This window comes from Microcoleus sp. (assembly GCF_041354475.1).
GTDB lineage: Bacteria > Cyanobacteriota > Cyanobacteriia > Cyanobacteriales > Microcoleaceae > Microcoleus.
This window is the reverse complement of record NZ_JBGJZU010000048.1, coordinates 23,030-42,250: the sequence shown is the minus strand read 5'-3', so window position 1 is coordinate 42,250 and position 19,221 is coordinate 23,030. Positions and strand designations below refer to the sequence as shown.

The following is a 19,221-nucleotide window of genomic DNA, read 5'->3' as shown; positions in this document are numbered from 1 at the left end:
ATTTCATGGTATGGACATATTTTTGGGTAAATTGACATGGGTATCCTGATTCGAGATAGGATAAAGGTTAATATTCGATCGCGAATTTGGCTGCCATTTCTTTCAACCCTTATGAAGCATTACATTTCCCGTCTGTTAGCCCTAGTCTTAGTTGTTGTCCTAGGCATCAGTGGCTGTACCAATGTTCCAGCCACTCTCAGCGGAGACTACCGCCAAGACACATTAGACTTAGTAACCAGCTTGAGAACCTCGCTGACTTTACCAGAGGGTACGCCGGAAAAAGCAGCAGCTCAAGCAGATTCTCGCACAAAAATCAATGACTTTGCTGCTGCTTACCGTCGCGATCCCGCTCTTACCAAGCTTTCATCTTTCACAACAATGCGAACAGCTTTAAACTCTTTGGCAGGACATTACAGTTCCTATCCAAATCGTCCCGTTCCTGAAAAGTTGAAAAAGCGTCTTGAAGCAGAATTTCAGCAGGTAGAAATGGCTCTCAAAAGAGGCTCTTAATTCTTGTATTTTGAGACTTGAACGAGAAAGTTATGATGACTTTCTCTCGAAACCCGGTTATTTTCAACAACCGGGTTTCTGATATTGATACTTTGATTGGCAATCAATTCTGTTAAAATTATCCTATGACAGAACCCCATCAAAACTGGCAAACTCAACCCTCAACTCAAGTCCCAGCTTGGCTAATCCAAGCTGTCAACAAACACGCACCGGAACTCCCCGGAAACTATGCCGCAGCACTCCTGTGGTATCGAGGCCTTAAAAACCCAGAACAAATACCCGGATTCTTAAATCCCCAACTTTACCAGCCCGCAAGTCCCTGGGAATTCGGGCAAGAAATGAACTGGGCAATAGACAGAATCCATCAAGCAAAAAACCAGGGTGAAAAAGTCGCAATTTGGGGAGACTTCGATGCCGACGGTATCACTTCAACCTCCGTACTGTGGGATGGACTGGGCAAAATATTTTCCCAAAATGACCAACTAATTTATTATATTCCCAATCGTTTAACAGAATCTCACGGTCTCAATATTCCAGGCATAAACACCTTAAAAACATCGGGCGTTAGCCTAATTATTACCTGCGATACCGGCAGTACAAATATCGCCGAAATCAAATATGCCACAAGTCTAGGCATAGATATAATCATTACAGATCATCATACCCTCCCGGACGATCGCCCTGACGCAGTAGCCATTATCAATCCCCGATACCTCCCCTCAAATCATCAACTTTTTCACCTATCCGGTGTCGCCGTCGCCTACAAATTAATCGAAGCACTATATCAAACACTGCCAGATATTCCCCAGGTTGCTTTAACAGAGTTATTAGAATTAGTAGCCATCGGATTAATCGCCGATTTAGTCCAACTCACAGGAGACAGTCGCTACCTAGCTCAACTGGGCATACAACAACTACAAAAACAACTCAAACATCCCACTCGTCCGGGGGTGGCCAAATTACTACAATTGTGCAACAAAAATGGCGATCGCCCCACAGACATTTCCTTCGGACTAGGCCCCCGCATCAACGCCGTTAGCCGCATCCAAGGCGATGCCAGTTTCTGCGTAGAACTCCTCACCAGCCGCGACAAAAAACGCTGCGAAGAACTAGCACTCTCAACCGAAATAGCCAACTCCAGGCGCAAATCTTTACAAACATCTGTAGCCAAAGATGCAGCCCAAAAATTAGCCAAACTCGACCTGTCCACTACCAGCGTCATCGTCCTCTCTGACCCCCAATGGGCCCTAGGAGTATTAGGATTGGTAGCCGGACAAATCGCCCAAGAATACGGCCGCCCCGTAATTTTATTCAGCACCGAAACCACACCAGAAATCAACGAAACTCTGCCAGAAACACAATCGATCCAGTCTTTAGACTCAGAAATACCCACAGTCCCCCAATCCCAAATTGCCAGAGGTTCTGCCCGTTCCACCAATCAAATCGACCTTTATCAATTAGTCAAAGACCAAGCACATTTATTAGATAGATTTGGCGGTCATCCCTTCGCCGCTGGATTGAGTCTGCCCGTGGAAAATATCCCCCTATTTACCGATGCTATAAACCAGCAACTACGGCAGAAGTACAGCACCGAAAGTTTGACACCATCTCCCGTTCAAGCAGACCTCACAATTACTGTTGCTGAGTTAGGAAAAAACCTATTTCAAGAATTAAAATTACTCGAACCCTGCGGTATGGGAAATCCCGCACCCAAATTACTGATTCTTAACTGCTGGTTTGACAATGTTTGGAATAAAAATATCAAAGATGGGAAAGGACAAGAAATTAAATATATCAAAACCAGATTTAAAATTTGGGATGAATCTGTCAATACAGGATTTCCCGGTATTTGGTGGGGACACTACCGAGACGAGATTCCTGAAGGCCGATGCGATGCTATAGTGGAACTAGACTTCAATACTTATGAAGAACAATATGAAGTGCGACTGATAGCATTGCGTTCTCGCCAGGAATCAAACCCCATCCAGCCGACCCATCAAATAGATTGGATATTAGACTGGCGGAGTGGAAATCTAGAGGCAGAATTATTAGCAGCCAGCCACAACTTAGCCTCTCCCCTATCCGCAGAACATCGAGTTGATTCCTCCGAAATATTCGATCGACCAAACTGCCTCATCCTCCAAAAATGCCCCACAAGTTGGGATGAAATGCGGATTTGGTTGAGAAAAGCACAGCACAATCAACAAAAACTGGCGATCGCCTACAGCTTACCCCCAGCAGTCCCCCCTGAGCAAATCTGGCAACAGCTAATCGGTATCGCCAAATATCTCAGCCGCACCCAAAAACCTGTCACCAGACAGCAACTAGGCCACAAACTCGGAATCAGCGACACATCCCTGCAATTGGGGTTCAAAACCTTAACCCATCTTGGTTTCAAAGTCAATTATCGCGATCGAGCCTTTTACATCACCAGACAAGCAGAAACGGAAAACAGAGGAAATAACATCTCCAAATCCTTATTAGCTAGCCAATCCACCCAATTTTCCACTTCTAATTCTCGACAACTAGCCCACTGGACAGCAAAATTCCTAGCAGCAGTCTCCGAAGAACAATTCCGGCGCCAATATTTCTGTCAAGTACCCCTGTCCACCATTCAATCCATCGCCAGAGAGACTTTTTTCCAAGAAGATTCCCCAGCAATTCCTTTCTAACTCAACCAAAAACCAAATTCTCAGGAACAGCATCTCTGACATCTCGATTCCCAGAAATATCTTCGTTCTCAATTCATGCCGATAAAATAGGTCATAGGACAATGGGAGTTATCCGTTGCAACTCTTGCCCAAAACTCAGAAGAACCCAAAACTCCCTCCCTCTCAAATTCGATCGCACATCTTCAAATTTTTAACCCCTATGCTCCTCTGTCCCCGCTGCCAGTTTGAAAATCCCAATCAAAACAAGTTTTGTCAACAATGCGGAAATTCCCTAACTTACAAATCTTGTCCCCAATGCGGCGTCCAAGTCGCTGTGAGCGCCAAAGAATGTCAGAATTGTGGCACCGCAACAGGTCAAGTGTGGCAAGCAATTATTTGCGGTCGATCGAATTTGCCAGCAGTCGAGACAGAGGAACAGCCACCACAACCAGACACTGTGCCCCAAAGCACCCCCATCGCCAACTCCGTTGAACCCCCAACAGACGCAACTCCAACAGAAATCATCACCCCAGCCCAAGACCCAGCATTAGTCCCAGCAGCAGTTGAATCACCAATCGATGCTGTAGTCGGCGTGAGTGCGATCGTCCCCGAATCCTTTCAAACAGACCAAAAAAGCACTAATGCACCACTAGACAGCCAAATAACCCCATCCCAAAGCAATTTGGACACCACTACAGACCCTGAACCCCACCAGGAATCCACAGAAAATCGCGATCGCCCAACCATCACCAACATCCCCCCCCAAGCATCCGAAGTCCCCACTTCCAACCCCCAAAACTTAATCCCTTCCCAGCCAGCAGGAGCCTATCTCGACAACCAGCAGCGCTACCAACTCTTAGAAACCCTACCAGCAAGAAAACCCTCAGACACAGTAACCGTAACAGTATTAGACTGTCAGCCACTGCAAATGTCACCCCTCAAAGCCCTCCTAGCAGCCAATTCTGCCACCGTCGCCAAACGAGCATCCCCCTACAGAGGAGCCCTAGAACCCAGAGCCAACTTCACCGACTCCGCCCTAGAAAACCTGTGCCAAGGCATAGCCGAACCTTATCTAGCTCTCCGATGGCAATTCTCCCAAAACCTCCCAGTCATTCACGATAGCTGGCTAGAAAACCAACAAGCAGTGCTGCTGTTAGAAGACTGCTCCCAGTGGCCACTACTCATAGAACGCTGGAGTCAACCCGAAACCTCCACCCAACAAATTCTGTACTGGCTCCACGAAATGACAGAACTGTGGGCCGCCCTAGAACCCTGGCGCTGTCGCCAAAGTTTGTTGGAACTGACAAATTTGCGAGTCAACCCCGACTCTTCCTTTGCATTAGCTTCTTTGCGGGTGCAACGTCTCTATCCCGAAGCCCCCGACTCCAACCTGCAACTGCTAGATTTGGGGCAATTGTGGCAGACCATATTTAACCAGTCCGATCGCACCCAGTTTGGCGCCTTGCTCGAACTCCTGCAAGAAATGTACAGGGGCGAAATTCATACCATAGACGAATTGCGATCGCGCCTAGAGACCGTCCCCCTAGAACTCCAACCCGCACCAGCAAAAACTTCCACTCCGACACGCTTCCAATTTGGCAAACCCGAAGAACCCTGTCCCGACCCAGGGGAAGTCTTAACCCAGCCCATGCCAGTGCAGATTTACAGCTTGGAAGACGCAGGTATCACCGATGTCGGACTCCAGCGCGCCCACAACGAAGACTTCTTCAGCATCTGGACTCAAATCAACAAGCTCGAAACATCCTTCGGTAGAACCTTCCAAAGCAAAGGAGTGTACATTCTCTGTGACGGCATGGGCGGACACGACAGTGGCGAAGTCGCCAGTCAACTAGCCGCTGAAACCCTCAGAGAATTCTTTCAAACCAGTTGGGACAATCAACTCCCTTCCGCAGAAACCATCCGCAAGGGAATTTTATTAGCCAACAAAGCCATATTTGAAATCAACCAAAAGGAAAGCCGTTCCGGCAGTGGTCGCATGGGTACAACTCTAGTCACAGTCTTAGTTCAAGACACCCAAGTTGCCTTTGCCCATGTAGGCGACAGCCGCCTCTACCAACTCCGAAAAGGACAAACCCTAGAAAAACTCACCTCAGACCATGAAGTAGGCCAGCGGGAAATTAAGCGCGGGGTTGACCCAGAAACAGCATATTCTCGCCCCGATGCCTATCAACTGACTCAAGCCATCGGCCCACGAGACAGTAATTTTCTCAAACCTGATGTCCAGTTTTTAGAATTGTCTGAAGATACTTTATTGATTTTGGCTTCTGACGGTCTGACAGACAATAATGTTTTGGAAACCTACTGGCAGACCTGTCTCGAACCACTCTTGCACCCACAAGCTAATTTGGAGCAAGGAGTGGCAAAGTTAATAGAACTAGGCAACAAACACAATGGTCATGACAATATCACAGCCATTGTGATTCGCGCCCTAGTCGGGCCATCCCGATTTTAGACTTTGGAGGCTGCCCACTTTTTCTTGGCCGCTCCCAAGCCAGCGGCCGCCAGACCTAAACCTGCAACAGTCGCAGGTTCGGGAACAGCCTCCGAATTTTCATGGCAGGGCTGGATTTCCTCTACTATCAAATATCCAGTGTTGACAGATTTTCCATTGGATTGTCCCCCACCCGATTGCATCCAACTAATCTTTCCTCCCCCTGTACCGAAACCTTCGCCAAATATCCCCAAAGCTGGCAGAATGCGATAATTACCAAAAGCCCATTGACTTGCTAATTGAGGGATAACTCCACTGCCTATGACCTTAGCATCAAACACAAACCGTGTTTTCACCGTATCGAAGGGGGCCCACAGCAAAGGAGTAAGTAGTTCACCCCTGTCTCCTGAACTCGCTTTAGACAAATCCCAGGATTTCCCCCATACCGTTGCCGAAAAGCTTGTCAGGGCGAACCATTGATTGCTGGCTTTTATTTCTAGGGGCGGCAATGAGAAGCTAGCCAAAATAGTGTCTTGATAAGGAGTCGAGCCATCATAGCTGAAAGACCCTTCACCTACTAAAGAATTACTCGAATCAAAAAAACTTAAACTAAAATTAAGTGAGGCGGCCTGTGCTGAGTTGACCCCAGTCAAGGCAAATCCCAGAACAGTACCTGTCACAGCAACAGCAAATTTACGTAAAATATTAGTCATTGTTCACCTAATTTTTGTATTGTCAAGTATTGGATCGAGGAGTTTTGTTTTTGAACTTCCTCTGCTAAAGTAGGTCAATTAAAAATACCAAATACCCCAATTGCCGACTTCTTTAAGCGATCGACAATCCCCGATCGGCATCTGTGACCTTTAATCCGGCGCACTTACCGCTCCGTAATTTTACACATGAATACCCACCAGAAACATCTCCAATAATCATGTTTATCAAATCTTTAATAAAAATTACGCTATTATGAAGATTTAATCAAACTTATGGCTACAACTCCTAGGAAAATCAGCGCATCTGTTGTTAGTTGTTTCTGATTCAAAACCAAAAATTCCCCCTTGAATCTTACAAAAGTTAATTATGTTTAATTTTTAGTTGTTATTAATCCTTAAAATTTCCTTACTTGATGCCCCATACTCTCAACCTGTAAATTATCTTTTGCCCGCCACTGCCAAACAACGGATCTCAACCACATCAATTGAAAATGCTGCTGACCCTTTTAGATCCAGAACAAAATACCCCTCTGCAACAGTGGAGTTTTGAAAGCGAATCCATTGTTCGCATCGGCCGTTCTCCTGAAAATCACGTTGTGATCCCCAATGCTCTAGTCTCCCGGCAGCACCTGGAATTGCAAAGAATTAAAAGTGGTGCATCCAGTCAGTGGTATTTAGTCAATTCTGGGACTAATGGGACTTTTGTTAACGGTATGCTTTTATCTCAGGGATGGATATCCGACGGTGCTTTAATCCAGTTGGCGCGGGGCGGCCCACTGCTACATTTCCAAGTCACCACCATTGCCTGTGGTGGCAAAATCGAAACCATGCCTCCCATCGCTCGTCCCTCTCCCCTATGCACCCACGCGGGAAACCCCCCTGGTAATTTATTCTGCATCCACTGTGGCGAACCGATTAAAGTCGAGCGCACGGTGCGAAACTACCAAGTGCTGCGAACTTTGGGTCAAGGCGGTATGGGCACAACCACCTTAGCCTGGGATCGAGACAAAGCAAAAGCTCAACAACCAGGAAGTTCCCCCGCAGCTTCTTTGGTAGTTCTCAAGGAAATGAATGCTGACATGGCTCAAATCGCCAAAGCTCAAGAACTTTTTGAACGGGAAGCTAAAACCCTCAAATCTCTCCATCATCCCGGAATTCCTCAGTTTTTTGACTTTTTTGTCGAAGGGGGCAAAAAATACTTGGTGATGGAAATGCTCCACGGCGAGGATTTAGAAAAACGCATCTATAACCGCGGCCCTGTTACTCCGCAGCAGGCTATAGAGTGGATGATTCAAAGCTGTGAAGTTTTGGAATACATTCACTCTCAAAAACCTCCCATCGTCCACCGGGATATTAAACCTGCTAATTTGCTAGTCCGACATCGAGACAATGGCATTTCAGTCCTCGATTTTGGCGCTGTTAAAGAAATTGGCACTCCTCCGGGTACTCGCATCGGCGTTGAAGGTTACACAGCGCCTGAACAAGACCGGGGACAGCCTCTTCCTCAGTCGGATTTATATGCTATTGGCCCTACTTTGATTTTTTTGCTCACCGCCAACGGCCCGCAAAAGTATTACGGCAAGATAGCTGGAGGTTATGGTTTTAAGCTCGAAAATATTCCCACTATTACCCCAAAATTGCGAGAAATTATCTTAAAAACCACCGCAGCTAAACCTGGGGACAGGTTTCAAACTGCTAAACAATTAGCTCAAGCTTTAGCAGCTTGCCTATGAGGGCAGGCAGTAGTTAGAAGCTCTATTTTTTGTTCATGATTTCTTTAATGTCAGCAAAAGTCACTCAAAAAAGCCGTTATTTAGTATCACCTCTGAGGATGTTTGGAAACCCCCTATTTCTAAACACCCCAGTCTTGCTTGTCCTTGCTCTTATTCTTCGTCCCAAGCTTCTACAGCTAACAACTCGCTCACGGGGTCTTGCATGGAAAAGTCAAACTCTGTGAGTTGCTGCTTCCAGTAGGGCCATTCGTCCCCGTATAGCAGAGCAATCTTCCAAATGCTGTCTGTCGGTTTGATGATGTCAGACGTGACGAGAGATTGCACCTGACGCTGGAACTTAACCATCGGCTGTATAACCTGCTGGTTCATAATACCTCTTGAATTGTTTAAATCTTGTTTGTAATTACAACTTCCCGGCTCTCACTTTTTGTCGCAGTTTCGCCAAGAACAGTTTCACCAAGATACGTGTAGATTTTTTTCGGGAAGCTACATCTTCAACTTATATCTTAACATCGTTGGTTTTGACAAGGGGCTATAAGCAAGACTTAATAGTCAAGACTGACTCTAAAGAATTGATCATCTTTAAGTGCCACCGCTATCTGCTGTTGATTAGCGACTGGTTGTGGGTGGTCTTGACTATTTCTAGCTTTTTCTAGGTGCGATGACTGCCGGAGTCCAGTTTTTGACAAGATTTGGCAACTTCCTGCAACTACAGCTAGATGCTGCTACAGCGAAATGTCTTCTCCCCGCGATGTGAACTGCACTTGTTTCACGTTCCACATTGGGTTAGCGATGAGAGTTTTGCGCAAACTGCCGAAGATAGCTAGCTGTTCGCAGGTTGACATGGAAGTCAAAGTACGTTTGGAGTCGGGGGAGACTCGCAAATCTATTATAGCCTTGCCAGTGTTTCGATCGACACTTACCCGATAAGCAAAGTTCAAGTCACCGCCATATTGTCTTTCCAGAATCTTAGACACTGCTGCTAACAGCGAGTTTTCAGCAGGGAGGGAAATTTCCTGGGCAATCAGTGTTTTGCACTCAGAGTCTGGTTCGTAGACTGTAACTGTGACTATCTTTGCTGTCTCTGATAGCTGCATCCCTGGACTCGCTCCCAGGAGCGAAGGTGTTTGGCTGGCTGCTGCTGACTCGACTTTGAGCGAGGCTGCGATAGGTACACTGTTATCGTGTAATGTGCGAGACTGGATGCGGTTAGGGGGCAGCATACTACAGCTATACAAACCCATTATAACTGTACTGGCGGCAAAGGTTGTCAAAATTTGTTGGATACTGTTCATCAAAAAAATGGGTCTGAAACCCCGTCCTTTTAGGACGGCTTTACATGAATTTTTGTTAATATCTACCATTTCACACAAGACGTGCTAGTATGTGAAGCGTACTTAAGGTCAGCATGACACTAAAAGCCTTCAGCTATCGATTCTACCCAACGCCGGAACAAGAAGGTTTGTTGCGACGTACTTTGGGTTGTGTTCGTTTGGTCTACAACCGTGCTTTAGCCACAAGAACGGAAGCTTGGTACGCAGAACAGAAACGGGTAGGCTATGCTGAGACTTCTTCAATGTTAACTGAATGGAAGAAAACCGAAGAACTAGATTTTCTGAACAAAGTTAGCTGTGTGCCATTACAGCAATGCTTGAGACATTTACAAACGGCTTATACCAACTTTTTTGATGGGCGGGCAAAATATCCTAACTTCAAAAAGAAACGCAATGGTGGTAGTGCAGAATTTACCAAGTCAGCATTTAAGTTCAGAGATGGACAAGTCTACCTAGCAAAAAGCACACAAGCTTTACCAATTCGCTGGAGCCGGACACTACCTGATGGTGCCATACCATCAACCTTAAGCGTGAAGCTTGCACCATCAGGTAGGTGGTCGGTTTCTCTGCTGGTAGATGTTGAAATTGAAACACTACCCAAAACAGATAATCAAGTCGGCATCGACCTGGGAGTTACAAGCTTGCTCACTCTAAGCACTGGCGAAAAGATTGCCAATCCCAAAGGATTCAAGGCAAAGTATCGCAAGCTTAGAAGAGCGCAGAAAGCCTTAAGTCGCAAGCAAAAAGGGTCAAACAACCGTCACAAAGCACGGCTTAAAGTAGCGAAAGTGCATCAAGAAATTACTGATGCAAGGAAAGATCATCTTCACAAGTTAACAACACGGTTGGTGCGTGAAAACCAAACCATCGCCGTAGAAGACTTAGCTGTGAAGAATCTGGTTAAAAACCGGAAACTTGCTCTAGCTATAAGTGATGCAAGTTGGGGGGAATTAGTCAGACAACTAGATTACAAGTGCGATGGGTACGGTCGTACTTTAATTAAGATTGACCGATGGTTTCCGAGTTCAAAACGGTGTGGCAATTGCGGACATATCGTTGACAAGATGCCGTTGAATATCCGGGAATGGGATTGTCCTAATTGCGGGACGCACCATGACCGAGACATCAACGCGGCAAAGAATATTTTGGCGGCAGGGCTTGCCGTGGCAGTCTGTGGAGCGACTGTAAGACCCGAACAGAGTAAATCTGTTAAGGCTGGTGCGAAATCCCCTCTGAGGACGGAAGCAGAAACCTAAGTCGTGAGTCTTAGGAATCCCCGTGCGTTTACGCCGGGGTGGATGTCAAGATTATCACTAAATCTCGATCGAACATTCTGGGCGGCAGTACACAAATCCGCATTCAGGAGTCTTTTAAGAAAGTGGCGGGGGAACTCCGTCACTCAAAAAAGCCTTTGCAAAAAAGGAAAAAGAAGCCTGCGGTCTAACTGTACTCAGTTGACCGTCAGGTTTGTTCACTTGAAACTTGCTACTCTCGACTTAACTCTATGACTTGGACTCGGCGCCACATTCTCACTCTGGCTGATTTTACTTCCGACGAATACGATACAGTGCTGCAAACGGCGGCGAGTTTTCGGGAGGTACTCGGCCGTCGCACCAAGAAAGTGCCAGCTTTGCAGGGTCAAGTCGTGGCGAATTTGTTTTTTGAGCCTTCTACCCGGACTCGCAATAGTTTTGAGTTGGCAGCGAAGCGACTTTCAGCCGATACCCTCAATTTTACCCCCGGTAGTTCTTCTCTCACCAAGGGAGAGACGATTCTCGATACGGCTAAGACTTATCTGGCCATGGGCACGGATTTGATGGTAATCCGCCACGGACAGGCGGGAGTGCCTAGCACCATTGCCTCGGAAATGGACCGATTGGGTTCGAGAGTCAGTGTTCTCAATGCTGGAGATGGTCAGCACGAACACCCCTCCCAAGGTTTGTTAGACCTCTTTACTATCTGTTCTCTTTTAGATCCCGAACGTCCGAGACTGAAACTTTTAGCAGGCAAAAAAATTGCTGTGGTTGGGGATATTTTGCATTCGCGGGTAGCCCGGTCTAATATCTGGAGTTTAACGGCTTCCGGCGCTCAAGTTCACCTCGCCGGACCGCCTACTTTACTGCCACTTTTGTTCGCTGAGTGCGGCCAAGGTAGGGAAGGCAAGTTATATTTGCACTGGCATCTCGAACCTGCTTTGGCCGATGCTGATTTTGTGATGACTTTGCGCCTGCAAAAGGAACGGATGAGCCAGAATTTGCTACCGAGTTTACGAGAGTATCATTCTCTGTATGGGATTACGCGCGATCGACTCCAACTCTGCAAACCCGATGTCAAGGTTTTACACCCAGGCCCGGTGAATCGTGGCGTGGAAATTAGTTCCGATTTGATGGACGATCCCCAATTTAGTCTCATTTCTCAGCAAGTTACCAGCGGGGTGGCGGTGCGGATGGCCTTACTTTACCTGATCGGTGGCGGTAAAGTTTAAACTTGCGGTTGCTATGGAAAATAATCGTTACCAAGTCGAGCCTGGTAACGATTAAAAATATTTCTAGAAAAACTATTTTTTCTAGTTAATACTTATTGAATCCAGGAAGCAGATACCCAGCCACCGTCAGCCAGTTCGGCCCAGCCATGTTTATAACGACCACTCAATGCTACATAATCTCCATCATATAACTTGCCAATGACATGAGAACATTCAGTGGGTCGGTGGCGGATATTCAGTCGGCTGCCGTTGGTCACAACTTGGGTAGAGCTGTGATACTCGTGATGACCACCGCATTTGCGATATCCACAATTTGCCTGGGCTTCCCCAGGAATACTCACAACAGATAAGGCTACTGCCATACCTACAACCCCTACCCATGCAGAATTAGGAATTTTTAAACCCAGTTCGTCTAAGGACTTGAGCTGGAGTTCAGACTCTGGAGATTCATAAGCAACAAAAGAGTGGCTCAATGCTAGTGCTTCCATAGTTTCCTCGTGATTGTTATTAACTGTTGTCGCTGGAGACTCAGATCAAAAAATCGATTACAAGCTCTAATTATTAACTTATGTGTCAGAGAAGGCACACAGAACTGTTAGGGTCTTGCTGTTACCGAATCTTAGACTATTTGCCTGAATCCTGCACAGGTATATGATGCCATGTCAGCAGCTTGTATGGCAAAAAAATCAATAAAGTTTACATCGGCTGCTGAAAATCTTGGGTGGGGGGGGAATGCTCGGACGCTCTGATTTTAGGTATTTGTATCATTGCGTAAGGAATCAACAGATGGCTTGGGGTTCAAGATTGATTCTACGATAGATAAATGATACTGTCGATCGCCTACAATTTGCTGATTGATTGGTTACAGTGCGATCGATAATAATCTAGATTCGATCGACATCGAGCGATCGCCACTGGCATTATGTCAAGATAAATTAAGTTCTCCAGCACTATTTCCACACCATGAATTCAGGCGCTGCTCTTTCCATTGACACAGTTCCTCAACGCAATCCTCAAGACAGTTTTGCCATTACTTTTGCCCCTTTATCTGTAGAAGAAATCTACACTTTGGCAGATGACAAAGCCAACGGAGCGGTGGTATTAATGAGCGGCACTGTCCGCAACCAAACTGACGGTAAACCTGTAATTGCCCTAGAGTACCAAGCTTACGAACCAATGGCGGTGAGAGTATTCCAGCAAATCGCCACGGAAATTCGTCGCCAGTGGGCTGATGTCAATCGAGTAGTCATTCATCACCGCGTCGGACGCTTGGAGGTGGGGGAAATCAGCGTGTTGGTAGCCGTGGGCTGTCCCCACCGACGGGAGGCCTTTGCAGCTTGTCAGTACGGGATAGACACGCTCAAACATAATGTTCCTATTTGGAAAAAGGAACATTGGGCTGATGGTTCTAGTAGTTGGGTTAATATTGGCTCGTGCGAAGTTGCTGGTTAGAAGGAAGAAGAAGTCACCCCCCCCTAGCCCCAGGGCTGTTTCATTCTTGGTAGGGGCAGTGCCAAGAGTGCCGGCCCTCCGAGTGATCCCGCACTCTCCCGTCTGTCTTGGCCTATTTGGGAACTTCGGAAGATAGCGCAACGTCAAAAATCATGGAATGTTCGATGACCCGATTCCACCCATGAGTGACTTTATTTCAGTGTCCTGGTCTGCGGTTGTGGCGACCGTTCAAAGAGTGCAATTGCCAGCGGAAAAACTCTCTAACTATGACTTAGTGTTGCGGTGTCAGGAAGGAAATCTACCTGAAAGCGCTGCTTTTTCAGAACTGTTGAAGCGATATCAATCCCATGTCGATCGCGTTCTCTATCACTTGGCCCCTGACTGGCAAGACCGCGCTGATTTGGCTCAGGAAGTCTGGATTCGAGTTTATCGAAATATCAATCGCTTACAAGAGCCTGTCAAATTTAGGGGCTGGCTGAGTCGCATTGCCACAAATTTATTTTACGATGAGCTGCGGAAGCGCAAGCGCATCCGAACTCCCCTCTCCCTGGACGTACCTCGTACTCTCGAAGATGGGGAAGTGGATTGGGAGATTCCGGCAGATTGTCCGGGACCGGAGGAAGATTTGACGACCAGAGAATTTTACGACCAGTTGCGGGAGGCGATCGCGGATTTACCAGAAGTATTCCGCACGACCATTGTTTTGAGAGAAATCCAAGGTTTAGCCTATGAAGAAATAGCTGAAATGACAGGAGTTTCTCTCGGCACTGTCAAGTCGAGAATTGCCAGAGCTCGCCAAAGATTGCAGTTGCAATTGCAAAAATATCTAGACGGTAATTAGTCTAGTGATTTCCCAGGTAACAACAGAAGATTTGGTGAAGTTTTAGCTAACATCAAAACTTCTATTTGTCAATATAAATAAGCTGTAAATAATGTTAAGGGACAAGAAGCAGTATTGTAAAAATTCATTAAGTTTGTAAGCAGTAGTAAGCAATGGTAGTATTATATAGTCATAATGGTCAAGAAGCGAGAATTATAGCGAGCGTTAAAAAATGGAGATGCTGAATGCAACTAGCAGAGAGACACATCATTAAATCCACAGAACATCGTTTTGTTGAAATAGACGGATTAGCCTTTAAATCCAAAAATCTCTACAATGCCGCTAACTACGTGATTCGTCAGAGTTTTGTCTATGGATGGGGTTATATAAATTACAACGAAATGAATCGTTTGATGAAATCTCATTCAGCATACAAGGAATTACCAGCCAAGGTAAGTCAACAAATATTAATGATATTAGACAAGAATTGGAAGTCTTTTTTTGAAGCAGTCAAAGCTTACAAAAATGAACCCACGAGATTCACAGGCCGCCCGAAATTACCGAAGTATAAAGATAAAGTCAAGGGTCGGAATATTCTCGTCTATACAATTCAGGCGATTAGTAGCAAGGAACTAAAGAAAGGAATTATCAAGCTGTCGGGTACTAATATTTTAATTAAAACCCAAATTAAACCAGAGCGAATTTGTCAAATTAGATTGGTGCCAAAATGCGATTGCTATATAATTGAGGTGATTTACAATGCCTGTACTGAGCCGGAGTCCACCCTTGAGCTTGATGAAAACCCCAAAGAATTAGTAGCTAGTATCGACTTAGGGCTGAATAATTTAGTGGCGTTAACTTCAAATCAGCCGGGATTTGTCCCTTTACTGATTAACGGGCGACCACTGAAATCGATTAATCAATTCTACAACAAGCGTAAGGCACGACTACAATCTCAGTTAAAAAGTCTGCGTAAAACTTCATCACGGATTCAGCGTTTAACCCGTTGTCGCCATCAAAAAGTCGATAATTACTTGCACTCTGCTAGTCGGTATATCATCAATGTTCTCGGCTCACAAAATATCGGAACGCTAGTAATTGGTAAAAATGCACAATGGAAAAACGAGCTTGATTTAGGAAGGAAAACTAATCAAAGCTTTGTAAACATTCCTCATGCTCGACTAATTGAAATGTTGAAGTACAAAGCTGAATTGATGGGAATAAAGATAATAGAACAAGAAGAATCCTATACTTCCAAATCGAACTTCCTGAATTTAGATCGAATTCCTGTGTACGGGTATATTGGAACCTTCGATGTCACATTTAGTGGTCAGCGAATTAAGAGAGGATTGTACAGAACATCGTCGGGTCGATTGATTAACGCTGATGTTAACGGGTCTTATAATATTTTGAGAAAAGCAATCCCAAATGCGTTCAGCAATGGGATAGGGAGCTGTGTAGTTCAGCCGAGGCGGGTCAATCCGCTCGAAGTAAAAGCGAAGGGGGAGGGACTCAACGCCTCCCATGTCATGTCATAAATGCCTATACTTTTACCAGCTATAAATTATGAAATCTAACTTTGAATCGGAACACAATCAGCATCACCAAGGTGGCGGGGATGCACTCGCTAGAAATCAAGCTCAACACCATCATGCTCAGGGGACTGTAACTACTATGACTTGCGATCGCTTTGAAATGCTCAGCGCCTACCTCGATGGCGAAGTCACTGCTGCCGAACGGCGGCAAGTTGAAGAATGGCTGGCAACGGACCCCGCCACTAAAGCTTTGTACTCGCGACTGCTAACTATGCAGCAGAGTTTTCAGTCTCTTCCGGTACCGCCTTCGGCACAATCGGCCCAGGAGTTGGCTGCGAAGGTGTTGCAGCGAGTTGAACGCAAGCCGAAACGGATGATAGTCTGGGGTGGATGCGCGATCGCAGCTTTGTTGGTCGCGGTAGTGTCTGGTGTCAGTGGTAGTCGCCAATTGTTCGCTCCCCAGTTTGCTCAATCCCCCGTTAATCCTGAGTATGACGGTTTGGTGGTGGCATTAAACGAGCCTGTGGTCGAGATTATTAATCCTAACGATTTGCTCCTGGGAGTGGATGCACCCGTGGTGGAGATTCCCAAATCTGGCCACAAGTAAGAGTTTTAGCTAAACAGATTCCATTGATTTTGCCGGAAAAACCCAAAACCGCAAGCGGCGACTTCTTCAAGAAGTCGCCGCTTTGCACTACAAATTTCTCAACAGCCGCTGTTTTTTTCAAACAGATTTATAATAATTGGAAAACTTAGGTTTTTTACTTACACTGAAAATTTATTGTGTTTCAAGTAAATACTTAAAACTCTAGCAAAACATGAAACTATTGTCAATGATTTTTGCGTAAATTATCAAATTTCAAGGAAATAAAAGCGTGTCTGAGCCTAGCAATCACTACCAAACCCTAAACGTCACCCCAACCGCAACACAAGCCGAGATTAAACAAGCCTACCGCCGTTTAGTCAAATTATTTCATCCAGATAGTAACAGTCAAACCGCCGGTCACGAACAAATTGTCCGGCTGAATGCAGCCTACGAAATACTAGGAGATGCCCAGCACAGACAATCCTACGATCGCCAAATTTCCGATCGCACCGTACAGCAAGCACAACCAGTTTCCAACGAAAACATCAGCCGCCAACAAAGAGCCGCTGCACGGGATGCCGACGAACACATGGAACAGTGGCTGATTAAAGTATACAAACCCGTGAATCGATTTCTCAACAACATATTGAAACCACTCAAAAAAGAAATTGACCAATTATCAGCAGACCCTTTTGATGACGAATTGATAGAAAATTTTCAAACCTATCTCGAAGCCAGTCGCGAGTTTCTCAAACAAGCTCAAAAGTTTTTTCGTTCCATGCCTAATCCCTCTAACGTGGCCGGAGTAGCCGCTCATCTTTACTACTGCATCAATCAAGTCGGAGATGGCATAGAAGAATTACATTTATTTACCTTAAACTACGACGATCGGCACTTGCATACAGGTCAAGAACTGTTTAGAATTGCCACTAGACTGCGACGGGAAGCACAAGCTGAATTAAAAATAAAATCTTAAAAAATTTAATTTTCCATCCTTCTGTCTGCTTCCTGCTTTCTTCTTCCCCCCTTGGGGCACGGCGGTTTCATTCTTGGTAGGGGCAGTGCCAAGAGTGCCGGCCCTCCAAGTCCCACAACTGCCCATAAAATCGTTTTCCTGGTTTCAAATTCCAAAAAGAACTTGAATTCGTTTCCGAACTTTAAGAAAAGGAGTTTGTTCCAAAGAATCGTCATCCAACAATCCCAAATCTCTCAAAGCTTGTTGACGTTCCGACAATTTGAGAGCAATTTGATCGGCTAAATTTGGCTGTTCTACTAATAATTTTTTCAAATCATGGCGTTCCACTACAAACAAAATTGAATCCGCGCTAGTTTTAACAGTCGCGGTTCTCGGAGTTCCCAACAGCAAAGATATTTCCCCAAAAAACTCCCCCTCGTGAAGGGTAGCAATATACTTACCAGTTTTTTGAGAAAGAACTTCTACAGAACCCGAAAGAATAATATAGAAAGAATCGCCTGGATCGTTTTCTTTGCATACAACCTGTTCTGCTGGAAACAGTTGTCGGTAGCCATATTCAATTAATTGTCGTAGTTCTAAATCTGTACATTGTTCAAAATAAGTTACTCGTCGCAACAAATCGCGCAAATTCCAATTATTTAGAGACTTCGGTACAGATTGTTTGGGAGGAGTAACATGACCATTGGATTCTGCTGAGTTTGGGACATGGTGCGGAAAAACGTTGCCATTGGAAGAAATATCATTTTTGTGATTTTCAAGTATTTTAGTTAATTCTTGCGGATTTCGCAGCCATAAATCCTGTTGAGGAAAAGGAATTTCGATGTTGCGGTTGCGAAATTCGTAGTCAATTAAAAAATTGACGGCACTTTTGATGGCATCACTTTCCTGGGGCTGGTCAGTCCAAACCAAAAGGTCAAAGTTTAAAGCATTATCTCCAAATCCGCGAAACCAAACTTTCGGAGAAGGATGTGACAAAACATTTGGTTCCTTCCTCGCAGCGACTAAGAGTGCTTCCGTAACTAAAACTGGATCGGTGCCGTAAGCAACGCCAACGGGGATATGTAGGCGACATCTAGGGTCTCTATAACTCCAGTTAATAATGTTAGTTTCAACAAATTTAATATTGGGGATAATAACAAAAAGACCGTCTATGGTTTTAATAATCGTGGAACGAATCGAAATATTTTCGACTGTTCCTAATAAATTGTCTATTTCAATAAAATCTCCCACTCTAATTTGGTGTTCAAATAGTAAAGTGAGACCGCTGATAAAGTTAGTGGCTAGATTTTGCAAGCCAAAGCCAAAACCAATACCCACAACCCCGGCTAGGACAGTTAAAGAAGTGAGATTGATGCCTGCGCCTTGCAGGACGATGATGCAACCGAAAGTTGCCAAAATATAGCCAATTATGGTAGAAATTGCTTCTTGACTACCTCGATCTAATCCCATCCTAACTAGGACGCTACGCTTGATTCCTTCACTAATGATGCGAGCTACAAAAAAGGAAACTATAGCTAGTAAAATTAGTTTGAGGATGGCAGCAATGGAAAGATGAGCATCGCCCACATAAAATAGTGGGGTCATCATCGCACCAGATAGTTGTTCAAAAAAATGTTTGGCTTTTACAGTAATCCAATTCATTAATATTGGGTAAGGGGTAATAGATGGTTGGGAACAGGTGATTAGTTTTGGTTGTCATGGAACTGCAAACGGCTAATTATTGCAGAGTTTATCCGAAAAACTTCTACTTGAGAGTGTCCTGTGTTGCAAAAAAGTCGATCGCACTTTTTATGTCAAAGATTCCTAACCGATGGGCTAGCAACTGATGGGGAGAAGATGTTTGCTAGGGGTACTTGATATCTGATATCTGTTTATAGAATTAATGTAAAATCTTGCACTATGCTCAAGAACAGTCAAGATGCCTGTTCCCCAAAGAGTAAATTTGATTGTGGACTCGGCGGGAGAGCCCGCCCC

Annotated in this window: 16 protein-coding genes; 11 read left to right on the top strand and 5 right to left on the bottom strand. The window is 45.2% G+C overall.

Annotation, left to right across the window (positions count from 1 at the left end):
• Window positions 1-111 precede the first annotated feature (111 nt).
• From psb27 to ACBR23_RS18080, 3 genes are all read left to right on the top strand, one after another.
• The gene (gene psb27, locus ACBR23_RS18090) at window positions 112-510 is read left to right on the top strand and encodes a photosystem II protein Psb27 (RefSeq protein ID WP_341737813.1); all 399 of its coding nucleotides are present in this window, start codon (window positions 112-114) and stop codon (window positions 508-510) included.
• Between the two features lie 125 nt (window positions 511-635).
• Complete coding sequence (locus tag ACBR23_RS18085) at window positions 636-3,182, top strand: DHH family phosphoesterase (protein ID WP_371115951.1); 2,547 nt, start codon at window positions 636-638, stop codon at window positions 3,180-3,182.
• A 199-nt stretch (window positions 3,183-3,381) separates the two neighbouring features.
• Window positions 3,382-5,634, top strand: coding sequence for a serine/threonine phosphatase (locus ACBR23_RS18080; RefSeq protein WP_371120076.1), 2,253 nt, complete (start codon window positions 3,382-3,384; stop codon window positions 5,632-5,634).
• Here ACBR23_RS18080 and ACBR23_RS18075 read toward each other — a convergent pair.
• Window positions 5,631-6,326: a PEP-CTERM sorting domain-containing protein gene (locus tag ACBR23_RS18075; RefSeq protein ID WP_341737810.1), complete on the bottom strand. Its 696-nt coding sequence runs from the start codon at window positions 6,324-6,326 to the stop codon at window positions 5,631-5,633. The genes ACBR23_RS18080 and ACBR23_RS18075 overlap by 4 nt on opposite strands.
• Window positions 6,327-6,817: 491 nt before the next feature.
• Here ACBR23_RS18075 and ACBR23_RS18070 point away from each other — a divergent pair, with 491 nt between their 5' ends.
• Window positions 6,818-8,059, top strand: a complete 1,242-nt coding sequence (locus ACBR23_RS18070) for an FHA domain-containing serine/threonine-protein kinase (RefSeq protein WP_341730594.1) — start codon at window positions 6,818-6,820, stop codon at window positions 8,057-8,059.
• A gap of 150 nt (window positions 8,060-8,209) precedes the next feature.
• Here ACBR23_RS18070 and ACBR23_RS18065 read toward each other — a convergent pair whose 3' ends face one another.
• Together ACBR23_RS18065 and ACBR23_RS18060 are read right to left on the bottom strand one after the other, a co-directional pair.
• Window positions 8,210-8,428, bottom strand: coding sequence for a DUF4327 family protein (locus tag ACBR23_RS18065; RefSeq protein WP_341730593.1), 219 nt, complete (start codon window positions 8,426-8,428; stop codon window positions 8,210-8,212).
• Between the two features lie 356 nt (window positions 8,429-8,784).
• Complete coding sequence (locus tag ACBR23_RS18060) at window positions 8,785-9,354, bottom strand: hypothetical protein (protein ID WP_371120077.1); 570 nt, start codon at window positions 9,352-9,354, stop codon at window positions 8,785-8,787.
• 113 nt (window positions 9,355-9,467) lie between these two features.
• On the opposite strand from ACBR23_RS18060, the gene ACBR23_RS18055 reads away from it, so the two are divergent.
• Both ACBR23_RS18055 and ACBR23_RS18050 read left to right on the top strand, forming a co-directional pair.
• On the top strand, window positions 9,468-10,649 hold the full coding sequence (locus tag ACBR23_RS18055) for an RNA-guided endonuclease InsQ/TnpB family protein (protein WP_371115954.1): 1,182 nt from the start codon (window positions 9,468-9,470) through the stop codon (window positions 10,647-10,649).
• A 248-nt stretch (window positions 10,650-10,897) separates the two neighbouring features.
• Window positions 10,898-11,878, top strand: coding sequence for an aspartate carbamoyltransferase catalytic subunit (locus ACBR23_RS18050; protein ID WP_371115955.1), 981 nt, complete (start codon window positions 10,898-10,900; stop codon window positions 11,876-11,878).
• Window positions 11,879-11,970: 92 nt separating this feature from the next.
• On the opposite strand, the gene ACBR23_RS18045 is transcribed toward ACBR23_RS18050, so the two are convergent.
• The gene (locus ACBR23_RS18045) at window positions 11,971-12,366 is read right to left on the bottom strand and encodes an SH3 domain-containing protein (RefSeq protein WP_371115956.1); all 396 of its coding nucleotides are present in this window, start codon (window positions 12,364-12,366) and stop codon (window positions 11,971-11,973) included.
• A 475-nt stretch (window positions 12,367-12,841) separates the two neighbouring features.
• Here ACBR23_RS18045 and ACBR23_RS18040 point away from each other — a divergent pair, with 475 nt between their 5' ends.
• The 5 genes from ACBR23_RS18040 (at window position 12,842) to ACBR23_RS18020 (ending at window position 17,247) form a co-directional block, all read left to right on the top strand.
• The gene (locus ACBR23_RS18040) at window positions 12,842-13,330 is read left to right on the top strand and encodes a molybdenum cofactor biosynthesis protein MoaE (protein ID WP_371115957.1); all 489 of its coding nucleotides are present in this window, start codon (window positions 12,842-12,844) and stop codon (window positions 13,328-13,330) included.
• Window positions 13,331-13,511: 181 nt separating this feature from the next.
• Complete coding sequence (locus ACBR23_RS18035; protein WP_341737844.1) at window positions 13,512-14,171, top strand: sigma-70 family RNA polymerase sigma factor; 660 nt, start codon at window positions 13,512-13,514, stop codon at window positions 14,169-14,171.
• Window positions 14,172-14,395: 224 nt separating this feature from the next.
• Window positions 14,396-15,688 carry a transposase gene (locus tag ACBR23_RS18030; RefSeq protein ID WP_341737804.1) on the top strand — a complete coding sequence of 431 codons (1,293 nt, stop codon included), beginning with the start codon at window positions 14,396-14,398 and terminating at the stop codon, window positions 15,686-15,688.
• 28 nt (window positions 15,689-15,716) lie between these two features.
• Complete coding sequence (locus ACBR23_RS18025; protein ID WP_371115958.1) at window positions 15,717-16,292, top strand: anti-sigma factor; 576 nt, start codon at window positions 15,717-15,719, stop codon at window positions 16,290-16,292.
• 268 nt (window positions 16,293-16,560) lie between these two features.
• Complete coding sequence (locus tag ACBR23_RS18020; RefSeq protein ID WP_371115959.1) at window positions 16,561-17,247, top strand: J domain-containing protein; 687 nt, start codon at window positions 16,561-16,563, stop codon at window positions 17,245-17,247.
• Between the two features lie 144 nt (window positions 17,248-17,391).
• On the opposite strand, the gene ACBR23_RS18015 is transcribed toward ACBR23_RS18020, so the two are convergent.
• Window positions 17,392-18,888 (bottom strand): cyclic nucleotide-binding domain-containing protein, encoded by a 1,497-nt coding sequence (locus ACBR23_RS18015; protein WP_371115960.1) that lies wholly within the window; start codon window positions 18,886-18,888, stop codon window positions 17,392-17,394.
• Window positions 18,889-19,221 lie beyond the last annotated feature (333 nt).